Annotated in this window: 26 protein-coding genes and 1 tRNA gene; 9 read left to right on the forward strand and 18 right to left on the reverse strand. The window is 60.3% G+C overall.

Annotated features, from left to right (window positions below; all coding sequences use genetic code 11):
* Positions 1 to 8 precede the first annotated feature (8 nt).
* Entirely contained in the window at positions 9 to 602 is a 594-nt protein-coding gene (locus HYN24_RS07730; protein ID WP_205421465.1) for an SCO family protein, read from the reverse strand.
* 149 nt (positions 603 to 751) lie between these two features.
* On the opposite strand from HYN24_RS07730, the gene HYN24_RS07735 reads away from it, so the two are divergent.
* From HYN24_RS07735 to HYN24_RS07745, 3 genes are read left to right on the forward strand one after another with little or no spacing between them, the layout of a single operon-like run.
* A complete protein-coding gene (locus tag HYN24_RS07735; RefSeq protein WP_117608709.1) occupies positions 752 to 1051 on the forward strand; it encodes an antibiotic biosynthesis monooxygenase in 300 nt (99 codons plus the stop codon).
* 12 nt (positions 1052 to 1063) lie between these two features.
* On the forward strand, positions 1064 to 2143 hold the full coding sequence (locus HYN24_RS07740) for a B12-binding domain-containing protein (RefSeq protein ID WP_117608710.1): 1080 nt from the start codon (positions 1064 to 1066) through the stop codon (positions 2141 to 2143).
* Positions 2140 to 4212 (forward strand): ATP-binding protein, encoded by a 2073-nt coding sequence (locus tag HYN24_RS07745; RefSeq protein ID WP_117608711.1) that lies wholly within the window; start codon positions 2140 to 2142, stop codon positions 4210 to 4212. The genes HYN24_RS07740 and HYN24_RS07745 overlap by 4 nt, the downstream gene beginning before the upstream one ends.
* Before the next feature lie 183 nt (positions 4213 to 4395).
* On the opposite strand, the gene guaA is transcribed toward HYN24_RS07745, so the two are convergent.
* A complete protein-coding gene (gene guaA, locus HYN24_RS07750) occupies positions 4396 to 6030 on the reverse strand; it encodes a glutamine-hydrolyzing GMP synthase (protein WP_117608712.1) in 1635 nt (544 codons plus the stop codon).
* A 61-nt stretch (positions 6031 to 6091) separates the two neighbouring features.
* A complete protein-coding gene (gene guaB / locus HYN24_RS07755) occupies positions 6092 to 7555 on the reverse strand; it encodes an IMP dehydrogenase (protein WP_117608713.1) in 1464 nt (487 codons plus the stop codon).
* Positions 7556 to 7618: 63 nt separating this feature from the next.
* On the opposite strand from guaB, the gene HYN24_RS07760 reads away from it, so the two are divergent.
* Positions 7619 to 8119: a DUF4124 domain-containing protein gene (locus tag HYN24_RS07760; protein ID WP_117608714.1), complete on the forward strand. Its 501-nt coding sequence runs from the start codon at positions 7619 to 7621 to the stop codon at positions 8117 to 8119.
* 13 nt (positions 8120 to 8132) lie between these two features.
* Here HYN24_RS07760 and HYN24_RS07765 read toward each other — a convergent pair whose 3' ends face one another.
* Together HYN24_RS07765 and HYN24_RS07770 are read right to left on the reverse strand one after the other, a co-directional pair.
* Positions 8133 to 8456 carry an RnfH family protein gene (locus HYN24_RS07765; protein ID WP_117610252.1) on the reverse strand — a complete coding sequence of 108 codons (324 nt, stop codon included), beginning with the start codon at positions 8454 to 8456 and terminating at the stop codon, positions 8133 to 8135.
* On the reverse strand, positions 8449 to 8892 hold the full coding sequence (locus HYN24_RS07770) for a type II toxin-antitoxin system RatA family toxin (protein WP_117608715.1): 444 nt from the start codon (positions 8890 to 8892) through the stop codon (positions 8449 to 8451). Before HYN24_RS07770 ends, HYN24_RS07765 begins: the two co-directional genes overlap by 8 nt.
* 58 nt (positions 8893 to 8950) lie before the next feature.
* Here HYN24_RS07770 and smpB point away from each other — a divergent pair, with 58 nt between their 5' ends.
* Positions 8951 to 9400, forward strand: a complete 450-nt coding sequence (smpB, locus tag HYN24_RS07775; RefSeq protein ID WP_117608716.1) for an SsrA-binding protein SmpB — start codon at positions 8951 to 8953, stop codon at positions 9398 to 9400.
* Positions 9401 to 9465: 65 nt separating this feature from the next.
* Here smpB and HYN24_RS07780 read toward each other — a convergent pair.
* Positions 9466 to 9542: transfer RNA gene (locus HYN24_RS07780), tRNA-Asp, on the reverse strand.
* 118 nt (positions 9543 to 9660) lie between these two features.
* Between HYN24_RS07780 and menD the strand changes: the two genes are divergently transcribed.
* From menD to HYN24_RS07800, 4 genes are read left to right on the forward strand one after another with little or no spacing between them, the layout of a single operon-like run.
* Positions 9661 to 11274: a 2-succinyl-5-enolpyruvyl-6-hydroxy-3-cyclohexene-1-carboxylic-acid synthase gene (menD, locus tag HYN24_RS07785; RefSeq protein WP_162888659.1), complete on the forward strand. Its 1614-nt coding sequence runs from the start codon at positions 9661 to 9663 to the stop codon at positions 11272 to 11274.
* 24 nt (positions 11275 to 11298) lie between these two features.
* The gene (gene queF, locus HYN24_RS07790) at positions 11299 to 12147 is read left to right on the forward strand and encodes an NADPH-dependent 7-cyano-7-deazaguanine reductase QueF (protein WP_117608718.1); all 849 of its coding nucleotides are present in this window, start codon (positions 11299 to 11301) and stop codon (positions 12145 to 12147) included.
* 19 nt (positions 12148 to 12166) lie between these two features.
* Positions 12167 to 14749 (forward strand): DNA mismatch repair protein MutS, encoded by a 2583-nt coding sequence (gene mutS, locus HYN24_RS07795; RefSeq protein ID WP_117608719.1) that lies wholly within the window; start codon positions 12167 to 12169, stop codon positions 14747 to 14749.
* Positions 14746 to 15711: a hypothetical protein gene (locus HYN24_RS07800; protein WP_117608720.1), complete on the forward strand. Its 966-nt coding sequence runs from the start codon at positions 14746 to 14748 to the stop codon at positions 15709 to 15711. Before mutS ends, HYN24_RS07800 begins: the two co-directional genes overlap by 4 nt.
* A gap of 47 nt (positions 15712 to 15758) precedes the next feature.
* Here the strand turns inward: HYN24_RS07800 and HYN24_RS07805 are convergent, their stop codons facing one another.
* From HYN24_RS07805 to nifN, 12 genes are all read right to left on the reverse strand, one after another.
* Entirely contained in the window at positions 15759 to 16259 is a 501-nt protein-coding gene (locus HYN24_RS07805; protein ID WP_117608721.1) for a peptidylprolyl isomerase, read from the reverse strand.
* A gap of 261 nt (positions 16260 to 16520) precedes the next feature.
* Positions 16521 to 17729: a cysteine desulfurase NifS gene (gene nifS / locus HYN24_RS07810; protein WP_117608722.1), complete on the reverse strand. Its 1209-nt coding sequence runs from the start codon at positions 17727 to 17729 to the stop codon at positions 16521 to 16523.
* A gap of 44 nt (positions 17730 to 17773) precedes the next feature.
* A complete protein-coding gene (gene nifU / locus HYN24_RS07815) occupies positions 17774 to 18670 on the reverse strand; it encodes a Fe-S cluster assembly protein NifU (RefSeq protein WP_117608723.1) in 897 nt (298 codons plus the stop codon).
* A 12-nt stretch (positions 18671 to 18682) separates the two neighbouring features.
* Positions 18683 to 19006 carry an iron-sulfur cluster assembly accessory protein gene (locus HYN24_RS07820; protein WP_117608724.1) on the reverse strand — a complete coding sequence of 108 codons (324 nt, stop codon included), beginning with the start codon at positions 19004 to 19006 and terminating at the stop codon, positions 18683 to 18685.
* A gap of 122 nt (positions 19007 to 19128) precedes the next feature.
* Complete coding sequence (locus HYN24_RS07825; protein ID WP_117608725.1) at positions 19129 to 19545, reverse strand: hypothetical protein; 417 nt, start codon at positions 19543 to 19545, stop codon at positions 19129 to 19131.
* Positions 19546 to 19548: 3 nt separating this feature from the next.
* Entirely contained in the window at positions 19549 to 19893 is a 345-nt protein-coding gene (locus HYN24_RS07830; RefSeq protein WP_117608726.1) for a hypothetical protein, read from the reverse strand.
* 2 nt (positions 19894 to 19895) lie between these two features.
* Entirely contained in the window at positions 19896 to 20165 is a 270-nt protein-coding gene (gene fdxB / locus HYN24_RS07835) for a ferredoxin III, nif-specific (protein ID WP_117608727.1), read from the reverse strand.
* On the reverse strand, positions 20162 to 20380 hold the full coding sequence (locus tag HYN24_RS07840; RefSeq protein ID WP_117608728.1) for a CCE_0567 family metalloprotein: 219 nt from the start codon (positions 20378 to 20380) through the stop codon (positions 20162 to 20164). The genes fdxB and HYN24_RS07840 overlap by 4 nt, the downstream gene beginning before the upstream one ends.
* Positions 20381 to 20392: 12 nt before the next feature.
* Positions 20393 to 20842 (reverse strand): NifX-associated nitrogen fixation protein, encoded by a 450-nt coding sequence (locus HYN24_RS07845; protein ID WP_205421466.1) that lies wholly within the window; start codon positions 20840 to 20842, stop codon positions 20393 to 20395.
* Positions 20832 to 21047, reverse strand: a complete 216-nt coding sequence (locus HYN24_RS07850; protein ID WP_117608730.1) for a SoxR reducing system RseC family protein — start codon at positions 21045 to 21047, stop codon at positions 20832 to 20834. Before HYN24_RS07850 ends, HYN24_RS07845 begins: the two co-directional genes overlap by 11 nt.
* Complete coding sequence (locus HYN24_RS07855) at positions 21044 to 21523, reverse strand: NifB/NifX family molybdenum-iron cluster-binding protein (protein ID WP_117608731.1); 480 nt, start codon at positions 21521 to 21523, stop codon at positions 21044 to 21046. Before HYN24_RS07855 ends, HYN24_RS07850 begins: the two co-directional genes overlap by 4 nt.
* Positions 21486 to 22889, reverse strand: a complete 1404-nt coding sequence (gene nifN / locus HYN24_RS07860; protein ID WP_117608732.1) for a nitrogenase iron-molybdenum cofactor biosynthesis protein NifN — start codon at positions 22887 to 22889, stop codon at positions 21486 to 21488. The genes HYN24_RS07855 and nifN overlap by 38 nt, the downstream gene beginning before the upstream one ends.
* Position 22890 lies beyond the last annotated feature (1 nt).

The following is a 22890-nucleotide window of genomic DNA, read 5'->3' on the forward strand; positions in this document are numbered from 1 at the left end:
CCGTCGCCCTAGCGACTGTTCAGCAGCACCCGGATGTCGGCAACAATATCCTCGACGCTGGCCGACTCGTTGACGTAGAGGCGCAAACGCCCGGCAGGGTCGAAAACATAGGCGCCAGCCGAGTGGTCGATGACGTAGCCCAGTTCCCCATCGACCGGCTTACGGACGGCAAAAACCCGGAACTCCTCGGTCACCTCTCGGGTTTCCCTGGCCTCGCCACGCAAACCGAGAAACGTCGGATCGAACCACGGCACAAAGCCCTTCAGCCGCTCGGCGCTGTCGCGCTCGGGATCAACCGTCACAAACAGCACCTGGACGCGCTGCGCATCGGCACCCAGCGACTTCGTCACGCTGGCCAGCCGGATCAGCATGGTCGGACAGATATCCGGGCAGGATGTATACCCGAACAAGACGACAATGACCTTGCCCTTGAAATCCGTCAGTGAACGCAGTTGGCCATGATGATCGGCCAGCCTTAACTGACGCCCAAAGCCGGCACCACTCAGGTCAGTATTGCGAAATGCCGCCGGTTCGGGCGCACAGGCCGACAACAGTAGGGCGATGCAAAACAGGATAGTTCGTCGATTGATCATGCCGAACATTTTAGGACCATTTCAGCCCACCACGGCGCAGCCCTGTCGTTGCCTAAGCTGCCAACACCGTTGTCTGCAGGCGGGGTTTCCTCTGTGCTGAATATGTCTGTAAGATACAGTTCGATAGAAATAACAACCTCTCGAAAACTGGAATAAATGTGATCGTGGTGCTGAGTCGATTCACCGTTGCCAATGCCATGGAGAGTGACGTAAAGGAGGCGTTTCGTCAGCGCCCACATATTGTCGATCAGGCGCCGGGCTTTCTCGGCATGGAAGTCATGAGTCCTTCGGAAAGCCCTGCTGAAATATGGCTTCTAACCCGCTGGACGGACGAGCCAAGCTACCGTGATTGGCATCGCGGCCATCAATACCAGGAAGCGCACAAAGGAATCCCGAAGGGTCTGAAGCTGGTATCGGGCAGCACGAGCATTCAACTCTTCGACGTATTCGCGGCGTAGAGGCTACCCATCATGATCAACCATGCGGGTTTTCAGGTTCTCGGCGCAGATGGGCTACGCCACTTCAAGGAACTGCAAACCGATGCCGTGCGCGCGGTGAGTGACCGGTTCTTTTCTGCTCACGATTCGGCTTACCAGCGTTTCGGCCCGCGCGGACGCGAAGCCTGCCGGGAAGACCTCGCATTTCATCTGGAATTCCTGCGACCGGTGCTCGAGTTTGGTTTGCTGCAGCCGATGATCGACTATCTGCACTGGCTGAACAGCGTACTGGTCGCGCGCGGCATCCCGACAGAACATCTGGCCCTCTCCCTCGACTGGCTGGGCGAGTATTTCGTCGAGCACATGGCCGCCCCACACGGGAACATCGTCGGCCATACCCAGGTCGCCGTCCGGTCCACATTCCAGAACGCTGAAGCTGCGCCGACACTGCTTCAGTCACCGGAGGCATGGCCTGCCGCTGCAGATTTTGAAACAACGCTGCTCAGAGGCGATAAGCGCGAGGCGCTCGCCATTGTCCAAGGCCTGCTCGACGACGGGCTAAGCCTTGTCGATATCGAATGCCACGTCATTCAGCCCGCGATGTACGAGATCGGCGAGAAATGGCAAGCCAACCAGGTCTCCGTGGCGCAAGAACACTTGGCGACGGCCATTGCCCAGATGGTAATGACGATGGGCGTATTGAGCTCTCCGACAGCCGCCCAGACGCGAAAGTCGATTCTGCTGGCTTGTGTCGAAGGCAATCAGCACGTGCTTGGCCTTTCGATGGTCTGTGATGCGTTTCATCTGGCTGGCTGGGAAGTGCAATATCTGGGCGCAAATGTACCGACGCGATCCCTGGTTCAACATGTCAAGGAAACAAAGCCGGATATTGTCGGGCTATCTGTTTCATTCCCGCAGCAATTGCTTATCGTCAAGGACGTCATTGCCCAATTGACTGAACAAATCGGTCCTTCGCGGCCATCGGTAATGGTCGGCGGCCTGGCCATTAATCGCTTCAACAGCCTCGCCAACATTCTCGGCGCAGATTCAAGTTGTTCCGATGCGCTGGGTGCGGTGGCCTGCGCGGCCTCGATGGGTGGCGTGTCACCATGACCTGGCCCGCACCGGAAATCCGGGCGCTGGTCGGTATCGTTGCCGCCCGCCTCGACCCCAGTGGGCTGCTTCTGGAAGCCAATGCGGGCTTCCTGCGCATTCTCGAAATCTCCGGCACACTGCCAACCAAGACCAGCCTGTCGCATTTCTTTATCCAGCCGACCTTGGCAACTCTACTGGCCGTACCGACCGGCGAAGAGGGAGAAATCTATAATGGCCTGCTGACGGTTGGTGACGAGCGGAGCAAAACGCGGACCTTGCGCGCCAGGATCTGGCGCTGCGGCGAAGAAATTCGACTCGTCGCTGATTTTGACATCGAGGAACTCGAGCGGGTCAATCAAACGGTTCTCGATCTCAATCAGGATTATGCCAAGGCCCAACGCGCCCTGTTCCTGTCCAACTTGCGCTTGCAACGCCTTAACGACGAGTTGGAGCAACACCGCAACCACCTCGAGGAACTGGTCGAAAAGCGCACAGCCGAAATGATTGCCACCGAGGTCAGGGCCACTCACCTCTTGCAATCAAGTGCCGATGGACTCTACGGTGTCGATCCCGAAGGAAACGTTACCTTTATCAACCGAGCCGCCTGCGAACTGCTCGGCAGAAGCCCCGAGGATGCCGTCGGCAAATCCGCACACGACCTCTTCCATCACAGCAAAGCCGATGGCACGCCTTATCCCATCGAGGAGTGCAAGGCCCATAGGGCGATCCAGGATGGCGTCGAGACCCGGGTTGATAACGAAGTTTACTGGCATGCCGACGGCCATCCGGTACCTGTCATGTTGGCCGTTCATCCGCTCATCGTCGACGGCAACAACAACGGATCGGTGATCAGCTTCGTGGACATAAGCGAACAACGTGCGACGGCATTGGCGCGCGAAAAGGCGATTGCCGCTGCTGAAAACCTGGCCCGGGTACGGAGCGAATTCCTGTCCAACATGAGTCACGAGATTCGCACCCCCATCAACGGGGTTCTCGGCTTCGCAGAAATTGGTTTTCAGAATTACCAAAACAGTGACAAGGTCCGGAACGCCTTCGAGAAGATTCTGATTTCCGGAAAACGCCTACTCGGGGTGATCAACGACGTCCTTGATTTCTCGAAAATGGAGGCGGGCAAGCTCACCATTGAACGAACCACCGTTTCTCTCCGCAAGGAAATCGAACAGATAGCCAGCATCGTGCGGCCGCTGGCACAGGCCAAACATCTTGACCTCAGGATCGATATTGCCCCTGATCTTCCCGAAACCTGCACCGGAGATCCTCTTCGCATTTCACAGGTGCTGCTCAACCTGCTATCCAATGCGGTGAAGTTTACCGCCGTGGGTAGCGTCAAGGTGGTGGCATCGATTCGTGACAACATCCTGAACTTCCGGGTGACGGATACCGGCGTCGGCATGAGCGAGGGACAGATACGCGACTTGTTTATTCCGTTTCAGCAGGGCGATAGTTCGATGACCCGCCGTTTTGGCGGAACGGGCCTGGGACTCTGCATCGCCAAGCACCTGGCGGAACTAATGGAAGGTAATATCCGCGTTGAAAGTCAGCTTGGCATCGGCAGCACATTCGAGTTTCACCTGCCCTTCGTTGCTGCAGCCGAGCCAACCATGGCATCGCAACCAGCTACCGCCGAACAACCCGCCTGCCGGGGACACCGGCTGGATGGTATTTGCATCATCGTTGTCGAGGACGACCCGATCACCCAGCAGGTTATCGAATATATCCTCGTTGAAGAAGGTGCACGCGTGGTGGTGGTCAACAGCGGCCGGGATGCCTTGAGTCGCATCATTCAGGACGGCACGACCGCCTATGACATCGTGCTCATGGACATGCAGATGCCAGAAATCGACGGACTCATCGCAACGCGTCGCATTCTGGAAGTGGCCCCCGGTCTGCCAATTATCGGACAGACTGCCCATGCCTTTGCCGAGGAACGTGAGAAGTGTCTGGCGGCCGGCATGGTAGGCCATATCGCCAAACCGATAGACCCCGATGCCCTGGTCGATGTCATCTTGCAACACGTCGCTGGAAGACGTCATCACACCATCCCCCTGGTGACGAACAACGGATAGCCGGCGGGTCCAGGATTGACCGGCCTCGGGCGCTCCATCATTTGAAGGAGCCGACAGCGGCGATGGCGCCAACTCTACCGTTAAAGCCAGGCCAATGCCCCGCGTGCAGAAATAGAAAAAGCCCGAATTCGGGCTTTTTCTTGTTCAATCAAGACCATCGTCAATGGGCAGGCGCTGCTCCCATCACTCCCATTCGATCGTCGCCGGCGGCTTGCCCGACACGTCGTACACCACCCGATTGAGGCCGCGCACTTCGTTGATGATGCGGTTGGAGACGCGCCCGAGCAGGTCGTAAGGCAGGTGCGCCCAATGGGCGGTCATGAAGTCGCTGGTGACGACGGCGCGCAGGGCGACGACGTTTTCGTAGGTGCGACCATCGCCCATGACGCCGACGCTCTTGACCGGCAGGAAGACGGCGAAGGCCTGGCTGGTCAGGTCGTACCACGTCTTGCCGATGTCGGCGGCGGTACAGGCACCGGCCGCGACGTCGCGTTCGGTGGCGACCGTGGCGCGCAATTCGTCGATGAAAATGGCGTCGGCGCGTTGCAGCAGGTGGGCCGATTGCAGCTTCACTTCGCCCAGGATGCGCACGCCGAGACCGGGGCCGGGGAAGGGATGGCGATAGACCATCTCGCGCGGCAGGCCGAGCGCCACGCCGAGTTCGCGCACTTCGTCCTTGAACAGTTCGCGCAGCGGCTCAAGGAGCTTGAGGTGCATGTCTTCGGGCAGGCCGCCGACATTGTGGTGGCTCTTGATGGTATGGGCGCCCTTCTTGTTCTTGCCGGCCGATTCGATCACGTCGGGATAGATGGTGCCCTGGGCCAGCCACTTGGCGGCAGTCAGTTTCTTCGATTCGGCCTGGAAGACTTCGACGAATTCCTTGCCGATGATCTTGCGCTTCTGTTCCGGATCCGAGACACCGGCCAGCTTGCCCATGAAGGCATCGACCGCATCGACGCGGATGACCTTGACGCCGAGATTACGGGCGAACATCTCCATAACCATGTCGCCTTCGTTCAGGCGCAGCAGGCCATGATCGACGAAAACACAGGTCAGCTGGTCGCCGATGGCCTTGTGGATGAGGGCTGCTGCGACGCTGGAATCGACGCCGCCGGAAAGGCCGAGAATGACATCATCGCTGCCAACCTGGGCACGGATCGAGGCAACGGCTTCGGCGATGTAGTCGCCCATCACCCAGTCAGTGCCACAGCCGCAGATGCCATGCACGAAACGCTCAAGAATGGCGCGCCCCTGCAGGGTGTGGGTGACTTCCGGGTGGAACTGGACGGCGTAGAACTTGCGGTCCTCGTCGGCCATCGCGGCAATCGGGCAGGACGGCGTCGAGGCCATTTTCTTGAAGCCGGCGGGCAGCTCCATGACCGAATCACCGTGGCTCATCCAGACCTTGAGCATGCCGTGGCCTTCGGCCGTGGTGAAATCGGCGATGCCGTCGAGAAGGGCCGTGTGGCCATGAGCGCGGACTTCGGAATAGCCGAATTCACGTGCCTTGCCGGCCGCTTCGGCAGTCATCACCTGACCACCCAGTTGCTGGGCCATGGTCTGCATGCCGTAACAGATGCCGAGCACCGGAATCCCCAGCGTAAACACCACATCCGGGGCACGCGGCGTATCGCCTTCGGTCACCGAACTCGGGCCACCCGACAGGATGATGCCCTGAGCACCGTAGTTGCGGATGAACTCCTCCGACACATCGTAGGGGTGAATTTCGCAAAAAACCATGGCTTCGCGGACGCGACGGGCGATCAACTGGGTGACCTGGGAACCGAAATCGAGAATGAGGATTTTCTGGTGGGACATTATTCAGGGCCTTGAATGAAAAAGGCGGCTACCGGAGCCGCCCTTCTGGATACGAAGCAAATCAGTCGACGTGGTAGTTCGGCGCTTCCTTGGTGATCTGCACGTCGTGGACGTGAGATTCGCGGATACCGGCCGAGGTGATTTCGACGAAACAGGCGTTGTCGTGCATGTGGGCGATGGTCGGGCTGCCGAGATAACCCATCGACGAGCGCAGGCCGCCCATCAGCTGGTGGATCACGGCGAGCACGGAACCCTTGTAGGGGACACGCCCTTCGATGCCTTCGGGCACGAACTTGTCGACATTCGAGGTCGCTTCCTGGAAATAACGATCCGAGGAACCGGCCTGCATGGCACCGAGCGAACCCATGCCGCGATACGACTTGTAGGAGCGGCCCTGGAACAGCTCGACCTCACCCGGCGCTTCTTCAGTACCGGCGAAGAGGCCGCCGAGCATGACCGTATCGGCGCCCGCCGCGATGGCCTTGGCAATGTCCCCCGAGTAGCGGATACCGCCGTCGGCAATCATCGGCACGCCGGTGCCCTTGAGCGAATCAGAAACGTTCTGGATGGCGGTGATCTGCGGCACACCGACACCGGCAACGATACGCGTGGTGCAGATGGAGCCGGGGCCGATACCAACCTTGACGCCGTCAGCGCCCATATCGACCAGCGCCCGAGCTGCGTCGGCCGTGGCGATGTTGCCGCCGATAACTTCGATCTGCGGGAAATTCTTCTTGACCCACTGAACGCGGTCGAGCACACCCTGCGAATGGCCGTGCGCCGTATCGACGACGATCACATCAATGCCGGCTTCGGCCAGCAGTTCAACGCGCTCTTCGGTACCGGCACCAACGCCAACCGCCGCACCGGCACGCAGGCGACCGAGGGAATCCTTGTTGGCCAGCGGATGTTCCGTAGACTTGAGAATGTCCTTGACGGTGATCAGGCCGCGCATGTGCCAATCATCGTCAATGACCAGCACACGCTCCAGGCGATGCTTGCGGATCAATTCCTTGGCGTCCTCGACGCTGGCCCCTTCGCGGACCGTGACCAGGCGCTTGCGCGGGGTCATGATGGCCTTGACCGGCTGATCGAGATTGGTCTCGAAGCGCAGGTCGCGATTGGTGACAATACCAACAACCTTGCCCGAACGATCAATCACCGGCAGGCCGGAAATCTTGTACTGGCGGGTAATTTCAAGCACATCGCGCACCGTCATGGTGGGCGGCACGGTGATCGGGTCTTTCAGGATGCCCGATTCAAAACGCTTGACCTTGGCCACCTCGGCCGCCTGGGCCTTGGGAGACAGGTTCTTGTGAATGATACCGATCCCGCCTTCCTGCGCCATCGCGATGGCGAGGCGTCCTTCCGTCACGGTATCCATGGCGGCGGACAGCAACGGCAGGTTCAGGGAAATATTGCGGGTCAGCCGGGTAGCCAGGCTAACATCGCGGGGCAGAATCTGGGAATGAGCGGGAACGAGCAGTACGTCGTCGAAAGTCAGGGCTTTTTGCAGCAGTCGCATGGCCTTTAGCCTTTAATCCAAGGTCACAAAATCGTATTATACAGAAAAGCCAAGGAAACCCAGATGACCTCGAAATCCCCACTCGTTTTTGCTCTTGTATTGATGTCGTCCACCGCCAGCCTGTCCATCCAGGCGGAAACCTACCAGTGGAAGGACGGCAGCGGCCAGACGGTCGTTTCCGACGTGCCGCCTCCCTCCACCGCCAAGGGCCGACGCTCCATCGGCGGGATGAAGCCCGCCGTCGTCTCCGAGGCACTCCCGGACAAAGACAAAGCCGGCGAGACCCCGGCCCCGAAGGCTGCCGAAGGACCGAAAACCACGGCGGAAAAGGATTTCGACTTCAAGAAACGTCAGCAGGAAGCCAAGGAAAAGGCCGACAAGCAAGCCGCCGAAGCCGACAAGCGGGACAACTGCGAACGGGCCCGACGCAGCGTGGCGGCACTGGAATCAAATCACCCGCTCAGCACCCTGGACGATAACGGCGAACGCAAACTAATGGATAGCGCCCAGCGCGAACAGGAAATGGAGCGCGCCCGCCGGGTTGTGGCCGACGCCTGCAAGTAGGCAGCAGGCCGGATCAGCCCTCGGCGTCGGATTCTCCGGCGCCTTTTTTCATGACCTTGCCTTCAGCCGCCCGTTGCTTGCGCACTTCCTTCGGGTCGGCAATCAGGGGCCGGTAGATTTCGACGCGGTCCTGATCGCGCAAGGCGGCCTCCGGCTTGGACAGCTTGTTCCAGATGCCGAACTTGTTCTTCTTCACATCAATTTCCGGGTGCTTTACGAGCAGGCCCGATGCATCCAGCGCCTGTTGCAGCGTCGCCCCGGTCGGCAGCTTGACGCGAACCACTTCCTGCTTGCCCGACAGCGCGTAGAAAACCTCGACATTCAACATTTCAGCCATGGCTGACTCCATAAACCTGCGCAGCACGGCGCACGAAAGCATCGACAAAGGTGTTGGCAATATGACTGAACACCGGGCCAATCACCTTTTCGAACAATTTGCTGGAAAACTCATAGTGCAACTGGAATTCGATCTTGCAGGCATTCTCGGCCAGCGGCTTGAAGCCCCATGAACCTTCCAGCCGGCGAAATGGCCCGTCAACCAGACGGATTTTCATCAGGCGCGGGAATTCCTTGTCGTTTTCCGTCGTGAATGATGACTTCACCGAGTGGTAGTTGATATGCAGCGTCGCGGCAGTCTTCACCGCATCGCGAAATTTCACCTCGGTATGACTGCACCAGGGCAAGAAGGCTGGGTAATCCTCGCAGCGATCCACCAGCTCGAACATGCGTTCGGCCGATTGCTCGATCAAGACGGTCTTTTCAACTTGAGCCATGCAGCGGCAGTATTCCGGTTTCCTGTAGAATCGCGATTTTAATGGAACGCCCGGCAGCATGAGCATTACGGTCAATAAAAAAGCCTTTCACGAGTACTTTGTCGAAGACAAGTACGAGGCTGGCATCGCCCTCGAAGGTTGGGAGGTCAAGGCTATCCGCGCCGGCCGGATGAACATCAAGGAATCCTACGTCATCATCAAGAGCGGCGAGATCTACATCATCGGGATGCACATCAGTCCGCTGCCCAGCGCCTCCACCCACAATCACCACGACCCGATCCGCACCCGCAAGCTGCTCCTGCATGCCACCGAAATCAGCAAGCTGATCGGCAAGGTCGAACGCGCCGGCTATACCCTGGTACCCATCGACCTGCACTTCGTGCGCGGTCGTATCAAACTCGAAATCGGCCTGGCCAAGGGCAAAAAACAGCACGACAAGCGCGCCGATGCCCTGGACAAGGACTCCAAACGCGAAGCCCAGCGCGCCATGAAGGAACGGCTGCACTAACACCGGCAACATCGCAGGCAAAAAAAATCCTCATCAGCCAACGGCTCATGAGGATTTTTTAATGCTGGCGGAGTGGACGGGACTCGAACCCGCGACCCCCGGCGTGACAGGCCGGTATTCTAACCAACTGAACTACCACTCCGCATCGTGACGCCTGACCAGGTCCGGCTGCAACGAGCGGCGAATAATAGCATAGGCCAATGGTTCCCGGTCGCCCGCTGCGACTACAATTTGACGTTTTCAGCCGGGCAATGGAAACGATGACCGATACCGGATCGCTCAACTTCAGCTGGTCGCAGGCGATGATTGCCGGCTTTGTCGCTGCTAGGGTCTCGCAAGCCGTGATTTCACCCGGCTCGCGCTCAACTCCCCTGGCGCTGGCCATGTTGCGCCAACCCCGGCTGCGTTGCCATATTGTTGTGGATGAGCGCAGCGCAGCCTTTTTCGCGCTCGGTATCGCCAAATCCAGCCAGCGACCAGTGCTCGTACTCGCCACCTCGGGAACGGCCCCGGCCAACTGGTTACCGGCCGTCGTCGAGGCCAGCCAGTCGGACGTTCCGCTGCTTTTTGTTTCTGCCGACCGCCCGCCCGAACACCAGGGTTGCGGCGCCAATCAAACGATCGACCAAATCGGGCTATTCGGCAGCCATGTTCGGGCCAGCCACGCCCTTGGCGCCCCACATGCCGAATTCGATCCGGCTTACCTCTACCAACTCGCCGCCCGTGCCTGCGAGCAGGCCTGTTGGCCGCACCCCGGCCCGGTCCATATCAACCAGCCCTTCCGCGAACCTTTGGTGCCCATGGCCGGGACAACCGATATCGTCATTCCCGACACCCTTCGCGCCTCCCACGCTGCCGGGCAGCCCTCCCCCGACGATATTCGCGACCTGGCCAGCCGCATCAGCGGCCGGCCGGGCATCATCGTCTGCGGCGAAATACCGTCCCGACGGCACAACGCAGAAGCCATTGCCGCCCTGGCCGAGCGCCTGGCTTGCCCGATCCTCGCCGAGCCGCTGTCCGGCCTGCGCTATGGCCCGCATGACCGCTCCCGACTTTGCGTCCGCTACAACGACTGGCTGGTCAACCACGCCTTCATCGACGGGCACAGGCCAGAATGGGTTTTACGTTTCGGCGCTTTCCCGGTCACCCGCCACCTGCAAAACCTGGTTGGGGCAATAGCAGAAACGCACGCCCTCATAGACCCATTGCCACGCTGGACCGATCCTGTGCATCGCCTGACGCATCTGCTGCGCGCCGAGCCTGCCGATGTCTGCTTCGCCCTGCTGAGCGAGGCCCTCAGACCTGCACCGGATGACTGGCAGGCGGCCTTTGCCGGGCAGGAACGGCTTGCCGCCGGACGCGCCGAGGCCGGACACATCGAGGCACTGATCAATGCAATCCCGGACGGCACGCCGCTCTTCATCGGTAACTCAATGGCGATTCGTCAGCTCGATACCTGTTCCGGCAGTGGCCCCCAGCCCATATGCTTTTACGGCAACCGGGGCGCCAGTGGCATCGATGGCAACGTCTCGACAGCGATGGGCATTGCAGCCGACCACGGTAGCGTGGTCGCCCTTATCGGTGACCTCACCTGCCAGCATGATCTTGGGGGACTGGCCCTTGCCCAGGGCCAAAATGCCGTGATCGTCGTCGTCAATAATGGGGGCGGCGGCATCTTCGAACACCTGCCCCAGCGTGATTTACCGGAATTCGAGCAAGGCTGGCGCACCCCGCAGGCGATCAGTTTCGAACATGCGGCGCTGACTTTCGGCCTCGCCTTTGCCCGCGCCAAATCCCTTGATGCATTCTGCAACCAATTAACTGCAGCATTTACCGCAGGCGGTCCGCATCTGATCGAACTGAGGCTGCCCTGAGGCCATGCGGTAAAATCAGCCCCCATGAATTCGCCGAACGATACGACCGACCCGAGCCACGCTTCGCCTTTGGGCAAGACCACGGAATACCAGAGCCACTACGCCCCGACGTTGCTCTACCCCATCCCACGCCAGCTCAAGCGCAGTGAACTCGGCATTGCCGACAACGCCCTGCCTTTCGTCGGCGAGGATCTGTGGAACGCCTACGAATTATCCTGGCTCAATCCCAGAGGCAAACCCGTCGTTGCCGTCGGCACTTTTCGCGTTCCTGCCGACAGCCCGAACCTGATCGAATCGAAGTCCTTCAAGCTCTACTTGAACTCCCTCAACCAGACGTGCTTTGCCGATGCCGATACAGTGACCGCCACCCTGGCCCGTGACCTGTCGGCAGCCGCCGGAAAGCCAGTTGATGTTCAGCTCGAGCCCCTTAGCCAAACCCCCCGGGCGGTAATCGGCATTCCCCAGGGAGTTTGCCTCGACGATCTCGATATCGTGTGCGACCGCTACCAGCCGGCCCCCGACCTTCTGACCACGCAAGCCGGTGATATCGTTGATGAAACGCTGTATTCCCATCTGCTCAAATCCAATTGCCTGGTCACCGGCCAGCCAGACTGGGCGATGGTCGTCATCCGCTATCGTGGCCAACCCATCGACCGCGCCGGGCTCCTGCGCTACATCGTGTCCTTCCGCGATCACAATGAATTCCACGAACAGTGCGTCGAGCGCATTTTCACCGACATTCAAAAACACTGTGCCCCGGAAAAACTGGCGGTCCACGCCCGCTACACCCGCCGCGGTGGCCTCGACATCAACCCCTTCCGCAGCACCGGCGACTACGCCGCGCCCGACAACACGCGCGAAATCCGCCAGTAAGCACGAATAAGAAAACAACATGGTTAAAGACACCGCGCCCGACCTGTCCAAACACACCCCGATGATGCGCCAGTATCTGGCACTCAAGGCGAATCATCCGAACACCCTGCTGTTCTACCGGATGGGCGACTTCTACGAGCTTTTTCATGAGGATGCGGAAAAGGCAGCACGCCTGCTCGATATCACGCTGACCACACGCGGGCAGTCGGCCGGGGTGCCGATCAAGATGTGCGGCATACCTTTCCATTCGCTGGAACCCTACCTGGCCCGCCTGGTCAAGCTCGGCGAATCGGCGGTGATCTGTGAGCAAATCGGCGATCCGGCCACCAGCAAGGGGCCGGTCGAACGGGCTGTGGCGCGTATCGTGACGCCCGGCACATTGACTGATGCGGCACTGATCGACGACAAGCAGGACATCTGGCTGCTCGCCGTCACCACCCTGCGCAACACTGCCGGCCTGGCCCGCCTCAATCTGGCGAGTGGCGAGTTCGTCCTGCTCGAAGTCGCGGCCGACCAGATTCCAGCGACGCTGGAGCGCATTCGCCCGGCCGAAATCCTTTACCCGGAGAGCTGGACGCCGAATTTCGGCATGGATGTCGCCCGCACCCGGCAACCGGACTGGTATTTCGAATTCGACTCGGCACGCCGCCTGCTCTGCGAACAATTCGAAGTCGCCTCGCTCGCCGGTTTCGGAGCAGAAGGCCTCAAGCCGTCCATCGCCGCGGCTGGCGCCCTTTTGCAATACGCGCAGGCGACGCAAGCCGGCAAGCTGAGCCATTTACGTGGTCTGACTGTCGAGATCGAAGCTGCCTATCTCGGCCTCGACCTCGCCACGCGGCGCAATCTGGAACTGACCGAAACCCTGCGCGGACAAGCGTCGCCGACCCTCTTTTCGCTGCTCGACAACTGCGTCACCAGCATGGGCTCACGCCTACTCCGCCACAGTCTGCACCACCCCCTGCGTGAACGCGACCTCCCGGCAGCGCGCCACGGTGCCGTCGAATACCTGCTGGATGACTACGGACGACTGGCTGGCGAGTCGCGCAAAAACCTGCGCGGCATTGCCGACATCGAGCGCATTGCCGGCCGCATCGCCTTGCGCAATGCCCGCCCGCGCGATCTGGCCAGCTTGCGCGAATCACTGGCTCGCCTCGACACCCTGCGCGGTCCACTGGCCAGTGCCGTGTCGCCCTTGGTCGGCCAGTTGTTTGCCGATCTCGAGACGCCGCTAGCGGCCCTCGATCTGCTCGTGCGTTCGATCGCTGCCGAGCCCGCCGCCCAGATCCGCGACGGAGGGGTCATTGCGCCGGGTTACGACGCTGATCTGGACGAATACCGCTCGCTCAACGACAACTGCGGCGCCTACCTGGTCGACATGGAAGCCCGCGAACGTGAACGCAGCGGCATTGCCAGCCTCAAGGTCGAATACAACAAGGTGCATGGCTTCTACATTGAAGTCACCCATGCCAACACCGACAAGATCCCCGAGGACTACCGCCGTCGGCAAACGTTGAAAAATGCCGAGCGCTACATCACGCCTGAACTGAAGGCCTTCGAGGACAAGGCACTGTCGGCGCAGGAACGTGCCCTGGCCCGCGAGAAAATGCTCTACGAGGCGATCCTCAACGAACTTCAGCCGGTGGTCCCGACCCTGCAAAGCATCGCCCGAGCGGTTGCCCACCTCGACCTGCTGGCCGGTTTCGCCGAAACAGCCTTGAAACGCAACTGGTGCCAGCCGGAATTTTCTGCCGAGATTGGTCTGGCCGTCGAAGGTGGCCGCCATCCGGTGGTTGAAGGCGAACTGGCGAACCAGGCCGAAACCTTCATCGCCAACGACTGCCAACTGGCCGAAAGCCGCCGCCTGCTGCTGATAACCGGCCCCAATATGGGTGGCAAATCGACCTACATGCGCCAGGTCGCGCTGATCGCCCTGCTCGCCCACATCGGCTGCTATGTGCCGGCCGACCGTTGCGTCCTCGGCCCGCTCGACCGCATCTTCACCCGCATCGGCGCTTCCGACGACCTCGCCTCGGGGCGTTCGACCTTCATGGTCGAAATGACCGAAGCCGCCGCCATCCTCCACCATGCCACCGCCAACAGCCTCGTCCTGATGGACGAAATCGGGCGCGGCACCTCGACCTTCGACGGCATGGCCCTGGCCTTCGCCATCCTCCGTCACCTCATCGACAAGAACCGCTGCCTGACGCTATTCGCCACGCACTACTTCGAAATGACCCGGCTGTCGCACGAATACGGCGAACTGGCCAACGTCCATCTGGGTGCCGTCGAACACAATGACCGCATCGTCTTCATGCACGCCGTCGAAGAAGGCCCGGCCAACCAGAGCTACGGTATTCAGGTTGCCGCCCTCGCCGGCATTCCGACCGCTGTTGTTCGTGCTGCCCGCAAGCAGTTGCGAGAATTCGAACAACGCGCCACGGTCGACCCGCTGCAACCCGACCTTTTCGCTCAGGGCGGCCCCGAGCCGGCCGAACCTGAGCCGCACCCGGCCCTCGATCAACTGGCCAGCATCGACCCGGATGCCCTGACGCCCCGTGAAGCGCTCGATGCCCTGTACGCCCTGAAAGGGCTGCTGCGGTGAATTCAGGCTGGGCGATACGCAGGGGCTGCCGCCGCCCTGCGCTCACACTGGCTATCGCCGCCGCCCTGTTTAGCAGCCTAAGCCCGGCCACAGCCGAAACCTGGCGCTTTGCACTGATCGGCGACACGCCCTATACCGCTTACGAGCGGGCCGAGCTGCCGAAAATGCTCGAGGCCATCGCCGACCATCATGTCGAATTCGTCGCCCATGTCGGCGACTTCAAGAATGGCCAGACACCCTGTGATGATCAGCGTTTCGCCGATCGGCAACAGCTCTTCAATGCCTCCCGCGCTCCCTTCGTCTATGTGCCCGGCGACAACGAATGGACCGATTGCGCCCGACAATCCTGCGGTGGCTACGATCCCGTTGAGCGCCTGCAAAAACTGCGCAGCCTTTTCTGGGCTGATGGCCTCTCCCTCGGCCGCAAGAAAATTGCCCTTGAGCGGCAGCCTGGCGAATATGCCGAACACAGCCGCTTCCGGCTCGGCCCCGTCCTTTTTGTCACCCTTAATCTGCCTGGCGACGACAATCACCGGAGCAAAAGCCGCGACCCTCGGCCGGAGTTTCTGGCCAGAAACCCGGTCGTCGTCGAATGGCTGCGCGACAGTTTCAAACTGGCCCGACAGGAAAAACTGGCCGGGGTCGTCCTGCTTTTCCAGGCCAATCCGGCCTTTCCCCACTTCAATCAGGGTTTGGTCCACGATGGCTTTCGTGACTTCCTCACCACCCTGCGCGATGAAACGGCCAGCTTTTCCGGCCAGGTCGTCGCGGTACACGGTGATTCGCACATCAACCGCATTGACCAGCCCATGCGCGATGCCCACGGTAGAACGATGCGCAACTTTGTCCGCGTCGAAACCTTCGGCTACCCCTTCATGGGCTGGACGCACGGCGTGATCGATAGCGACTTGCCAACCCTGTTCCGATTCGAAAACCACCCCTGGCCACCGAGACAACCATAAAAAATGCCCGCCGAAGCGGGCATTCCCGATGAGATACTGGCGACCGCTTAGTGGCAGCCTTCCTCGTCATCATCACCGCCATGGACGTGGCCGTGTTCGATTTCTTCGGCGCTGGCCGGACGAATGGCCGTCACCGTGCAGGTAAACACCAGGGCCATGCCGGCCAGGGGGTGATTGCCGTCGAGAACGACCTTGTCATCGGCGATGTCGGTGACGCGATAAATCACGAAATCGTCGTCATCGCCTTCTTCCGGGCCGCCTTCGAACTGCATGCCGACCTCGAGCTCCTTGGGGAAATCCTTGCGTGGCTCGATCTGTACCATCTCGGCATCGTAGTCACCGAAAGCCTCATCCGGCTGCAGCTTGACCTTGACCGATTCGCCGACCTTCTTGCCCTGCAGGGCTTCCTCGATCAGCGGGAAAATGTCGTCGTAACCACCATGCAGGTATACCAGCGGCTCACGGCCTTCATCGACCACTTCGCCATCGGGATCGGTGACGTGGTAATCGAGGGTGATGACGGAATTCTTGGAAACCTGCTCGTTCATTTTGTATGGGTCCTAGTGTCGGTGGGTGTTTCCGGCGTTTCGGGTGCACGATTGCGTGCCTTGGTGAAAAATTCACTGACCGGTGTGACAGCCAATTCTACCATTTCAGCCCGCAGGTAGCCTGCCCCGGAGCTTGCGGAACAAATGAAAGCGAAGGATTCGCCATGCTGGCCGGCAACCTGGTACGGCACGAAGGCGAAAAAAAGCCCCGGAATCGCTTCCGGGGCTAACCGAGGTTACTGCAGAGAGAAAGCTTGGCCGTCAGGCGTAGGTCGGGGCGAATGCCGCTTCGGGATTGGTCGCCGGCCCCTTGTCGGTCCAGTACGGTGAAAGCTTGCGCAACTGGGCGACGATAGGTGGCACGGCTTCGATGACGCGGTCGATTTCCGCTTCGGTGTTATAGACCGACAGCGAGAAACGGATCGTCCCGTGTGCAGCGGTGTAGGGAATGCCCATCGCCCGCATAACGTGCGAGGGCTCAAGCGAACCGGATGTGCAGGCCGAACCCGAACTGCCGGCAATACCCATCTTGTTGAGCAGCAAGAGAATGGCTTCGCCTTCGATGTACTCGAAAGCAATATTGCTGGTGTTGGGCAGGCGGTTCGTCACATCACCGGTCGGGAAGCAGTGCGTCACCTGACTGAGGATGCCTTTTTCCAACTTGTCGCGTAGGCGGCGGACCTCTGTGTTTTCCACCTCCATTTTCTGCATGGCCAACTCGCACGCCATGCCGAGGCCAACGATGGAGGCCGAATTCTCGGTCCCGGCGCGGCGCCCGCGCTCCTGGTGACCGCCACGCAGCAGCGGACGGAAGCGGCAGCCCCGGCGCAGGTAAAGGACACCGATGCCTTTGGGTGCATGCAGCTTGTGACCGGACAACGACAGCATGTCGATCTTGCTGTTCTTGAGGTCGATGGGAATCTTGCCCACTGCCTGCACTGCATCGGTGTGGAACATGATGCCCTTGGCGGCAGCCAGTTCGGCCATGTCGACCACCGGGAAGATGGTGCCTGTTTCATTATTCGCCCACATCACCGAAACGACGGCGACACGGTCATTCAACAGGGACTTGTATTCGTCCATGTCAATGCGGCCTTTCTTGTCCACCTTGAGCTTGTGGACGACATAGCCCTCTTTCTCCAACCACTCGCAGAGCGTCAGGATGGCCGGATGCTCGACATTGGTGGTGATTACCGTATTGCGGTCGGGCTGCGCCTTGAGCGCCGAGAGTATGGCCGTCGAGTCGGACTCGGTGCCGCAGGAGGTAAAGATGATTTCCGAGTCATGCTCGGCCCCGAGCAGCGCCTGAACCTGGCTGCGCGCCTTCTTCAGCGCCTTGCCGACTTCACTGCCGAAGGCGTGGATCGACGAGGCATTGCCGAAATGCTCAGTGAAGAACGGGAGCATGGCCTGGACCACGGCGGGATCGCAGCGCGTGGTGGCATTGTTGTCCAGATAGATCGGTTCCATGGCACAGTCCTTTGGGTTCTCTGTTGGGATTGGGGACTTGGTATTTATGCTTCGACCGGCATGTGGGACGACGGCAGCACCTGCACCAGTTCGCCCAGCGTTTCGATCATCTTCTGCTGAATGCCGCCCAGAGTCGCTGCTTCCATCATGCAACCGGAACAGGCGCCCTTGAGGTGCACATAGATTTTCTTGCCCTGCACATCGGCCAGTTCGACATCACCGTGGTCGCGCTGGAGCATCGGGCGAACGGATTCGAGAACCTCCTCGATCTTCTTGATCTTCTGCACCAGGGTCAGCTTGGTCGACGGCGGCTTCGGTGCTTCCGGTGTCGCCGGGCAAGCCGGCGGCGGCGAGACTTCGCCGGGACCGGCACGGTCAGCCTTGACCTTGGCGAGAATTTCCTCGATGCCTTCGTGGCAGGCAGCGCAGCCGCCACCAGCCTTGGTGTAGAAAGTGACTTCCTCGACGGTATGCAGATCGTTGGCCTTGACCACATCCTCGATCATCACGGCATCGATGGCGAAGCACTTGCAGATCAGCGCGCCCTCTTCATGATCATCCGACCATTCCTCGCCCCGGTAGTTGGCGATGGCAGCCTGCAGGGCTTCGCGCCCCATGACTGAGCAGTGCATCTTTTCCGGCGGCAGGCCGTCGAGATAGTCGGCAATGTTCTGGTTGGAGACTTCGAGCGCCTGGTCGAGCGTCATGCCCTTGACCATTTCGGTCAGTGCCGACGACGAGGCGATGGCCGAGCCGCAGCCGAAGGTCTGAAAATGGGCGTCGAGGATGATCTCGGTTTCCGGCTCGACCTTGAGCATCAGGCGCAGCGCATCGCCGCACTGGATCGAACCGACGTCGCCGATACCATTCGCCTCTTCCAGCGGACCTGAATTGCGCGGGTTGAAGAAGTGTTCGCGAACCTTGTCTGAATATTCCCACATGGCAAATGCTCCTTAAACCGAGAAAGAAGAGCCGCAGGAACACTGGGCGCTAGCGTTGGGGTTGTCGAACTTGAAACCGGTGTGGGTCAGCGTATCGACGAAATCGACGGTGACGTTGTCGATCATCGGGAAGGTCATGGCATCGACCAGCAGCTTGACGCCATCGACTTCCATTTCCCAGTCATCCTCGGCCTTGTCGGATTCCAGCTTCATGCCGTATTGCAGGCCGGAGCAACCACCGCCGGAAATGGTCAGACGCAGCCCGATAACGGGGGTTTCGGAACCGCGAATGAAGCGTTGAACAGCCTTAACGGCAGCGGGGGTCAAATTGATCATGGCGATTCTCCCAGAGTAGATGGGCTAGTCATTGCAAGCCCTGTGCCATGCCAGAACCCTTTGCTAAGCTAATGAAATCATTGAATTGTTGCAGCGCAGCGCATTGTCGCCTTTGCGACAAATCAGCCAAGAACGTGTTCGTAGGCCCGGCGCAGCAGATTGCGCTCAAGTTCGCTGAGCTGGCGCGACTCGGTGATGGCGATAAAGCGGGCATGGATGCGCTCAGCCGCGGCAAAAGGCGGATCGATGCCGACAAAGGCGGCGAGAAGAACCGGCAAATCACCCTCCGGCGTATCGACCCAGGCCTGAAAATCGGCCACCGGCTCGATGGCCCCCTCGGCCAGCCCGAGCTGGATTTCCGCCTCGCGGACGACCGCTGTCGGGTGAAACTGAATGGTTGGCGAATAGTCTTCGTCACGCAATGCCGACAGCGCCGGCAGCGGCTTGAAGGCGACGACACCGGACCCCGGACAGAGAAAGCGGACACGGCCGCTGGTCGCCTGTTTGTGGAGGAGAATCAACCGGGGCAGGACAGTCATCGTCTATTTCATGTATTCGGCGATGACTGCTTCGCCGCGAAGTTTGTCCGGACGGCCCCATACCTGAACCGAATCGACGTAGCTGTCGTCAATGTCCGGATGCGGCAACAGTACCTGATATTCGGCGAAGATGCGCCCGTCAGGAAAGAACGTGACTTTGCCAAACCGCTCCATCCCCCGCCAATAGGCCAGCACACTGACCTCGTGCGAAAACGGATCGGTTGTTTCCTCAAAGACGGCATCGGCCCAGACTGGCTCCTTGCCAATCGACAGGCCGAGCTTTTCCACCTGAGCACGCAGGGCGGCGCAGACAGCCTCGCCCTCTGCGGCATCGGGATGGGCCACCATGATCAGGCCGGCGCGTAGGTGTAGCAGTCCTTGGGACAGACACGTCCGCAGGAGCCGCAACCGATACAGTCGGCCGGATTTGCCAGCGACATGACCATCATGTTGTCGTCTTCGTCATCGTTGTCGTCGTCCAGTTCGCGTTCGACCAGATCGAGCACATTGCGCGGACAGACCTTGTAGCAGCGGCCACAGCCGATGCACTTGGACTGGTCAAGATGGGTGGCGAATTGCGGCGTCCATTCGGCGCCGCCCTTGGTAAGTCCGGTAATCATGCGGGTTGTCCTTTCTGCGCGGCCGCCAGGCGGGCGCTGGCCGCCGCCCATGCCTGACAGGCCTCGAAAGTGGATTGGGAAAGGGAGGGGATCTCGTGGTAGGCCGCTGGCAGGCGGTCTTCGACAAGATCGTGCATCTGCGAGGCCCACTCGGAAGCGATGCGTTTGAGCTTCTTCACTTCCTTGTCGAGGGCGGCGAGTTCTTCGTCAGTCATGCCGCCCTCCCCTTACAGACCGGCAACAGCCGAGTTCTGGCCGATACGCTCGATAGCGACGCCGAGAATCTTGTCCGCTTCATCCTTCATTTTGGACAGGCTGGCAAAGCCGAAACGATGCACGTCACGCAGGGTGCGATCCACCGCAACCAGCTTGCCGACGGTAATCAGCGCCCGGCCGAAGCCTTCATGGGTCAGATGGACCAGCGGCACGGCGAGCAGCTTGCACTCCTTCTCGATGAGCACGGCGATGGCATTGTAGAAAGCCTTGACGCGCGAAATGGTCTCATCGTCCGGATCACCGATCAGCGGGATGTCCGCCTTGCGTTCCTTGGTCAGGACATACGGGTCGAGAATCTTTTCGACCGTCCACCCGGTATAGGTGCCATAGGTGTCGAGGGCGCGCATCTGGCGGGCCATTTCCTTGACGAAGTCGGTTTCGAAGATGGGATCAGCGCTCATGGTGAAACTCCTGTTGGGAAACATTGATTTGATGTGAAAGGGGAACAATCGAAATGACAAAACGGGCGATGACCAGTGCGCTCATGAAGCCGGCGATGGCCCCCTGGGCCGCCGCGGCATCGCTCCCGGCAACGAACGAACCGAGGGCGGCACCAAGCACCATGGCGATGGCCGGCGAGAGGTAAACCAGCAGGGCGGTGTTCATCCTTCCCACCCCTCTTCCTCCATCGAGGCAAAGCGATCCTCTTCCCTGGCCTTGGCCTGAGCCGAGATGGCCCGGTCAATCCAGACGACGCCACCGTCGTTCATCGCCTTCGAAATCTGGCCCAACAGCTCGTCGACCGCATCAATCTCGTCCACCCGGATCGGCTGAATTCCCTTCGCCATCAGCTTCTTGATCGCCGACGCGCCAATCGCCATCACGTACACCGCGGCGCAGCCTTCAAGGAAATCGACTTTCGCTGTCAGCTTGTCCTCGTTGCCATCCATCGCCTCTTCGGCAAATTCGCCGACGCCAACCAGCGTCGCCCTGTCCGGAGTGACTTCATAGATCACGAAACCTTCGGCCGCCCCGAAGTGCTGATTGACGCGAGACCGGTCGGTCGAAGCGAAGGCCACCTTGATCACGGCTTCGGGCTCCTGCCTAATGGACCAGACCAGCTGCAGCCGACGAGAGGACATGTTGTTTACCGGCGCCATCGCGGTCGTCGGCCCAGTAGATTGATCGATAGGGTGCGAGTTCATGGTGTTGTCCCAGCATCAGGTTGGCGAGATCAAACAGGGCCTGCCGCGTACCGCGGTAGCCCACCCAGGTGCGGGCGTAGCCGCCCACATGGTCGTATTGCGGAAAACCGGCGCGCAGCAACGGCAAGCCCAGACGGGCAGCCGTTTCGGCGGCATGCGAATTTGCGATGACGAGTTGGGCTTCACCTACTTTCGCTTCTTTCTCCATATCTTCCAGATCACCGACGATGACCTTGGCGATGGGCAATGCGGCGAGGCTTTCATGCTTGTGCGTGCACACGGCGCTGACAATGTCGGCCCCCATGCTGGTCAGGAAGCGCACCTGCATGCCGACCAGATCGGGATCGCCGGCCAGGGCGACGCGGGCGAAGCCGATCATGAAGTGGCTATCGACCATCGCATCCTGCAACTGGGCACGATGACGCTCGATCTTCTCCGGCACTGGCTTGCCGGAAATGTCAGCCAGCGCTTGCGTAAAGGCATCGCAATCATCGAGGCCCATGAGCCCGGCAAAGTGATGATCGGGTACGCCCGTACGCGCTTTCAGAAGTATCGCTGCCTTGTGCAGCGACGGGCCCACCACCAAGGTGGCGGCCGACTCGCCCATGATCTCGATTTCCGAGCGCGGCGTACCACCGATGGTCAGGGATGAGGTTTCCGCCTCGACCAGATGACCATCCAGTGAATCACCGATATCCGGCACAACCACCGGGCGCAGGCCAAAGGCTTCGATCCACTCCTTGATGGCCTCGATATCACCCGGCGTCAGCATGGCCGAGGCCAGCACATTGACCTGCTTCGGCCGCTTGCCGGCGTTCTGCCCTTCCGGCACGAGGGTCTCGATCAGGGCTTCGATGGCCATCGCGTAACCGCTTTCCAGGCAACCGACGTAATCCGGCGTGTTGACCGGGACGACTGCGACATGGGCGAATTCCGGATGGGCCGCGCGAAAATCGCGGACCGAACGGCGAATATCGCAACCCTGCGTTTCCGAGAGGCCGGTGGTCACCAGCCCGATGATGTCCGGCTTGCTTTTGTCCGAGAGGGTACGCAGTGCCTCGATCACATTGTCATCGGCCCCCATGATGCTCGACACCTGATCCATCGCCGTCGTTTGTAGGGGAATCGGCTCGCGGAAGTGACGGACAAAGAAAACCTTGCCGAAGGCGGTGCAGCCCTGCGAGCCATGCATCAGCGGCAAGCTGCGGTTGAGCCCGAGAAAGGCCAGCGAGGCGCCAATGGTCTGGCTGACCTTGAGCGGATTGACGGCCAGCGCTTTTTTGGAGAGGAATATTTCAGCCATG

Source organism: Dechloromonas sp. HYN0024 (genome assembly GCF_003441615.1).
Lineage (GTDB): Bacteria > Pseudomonadota > Gammaproteobacteria > Burkholderiales > Rhodocyclaceae > Azonexus.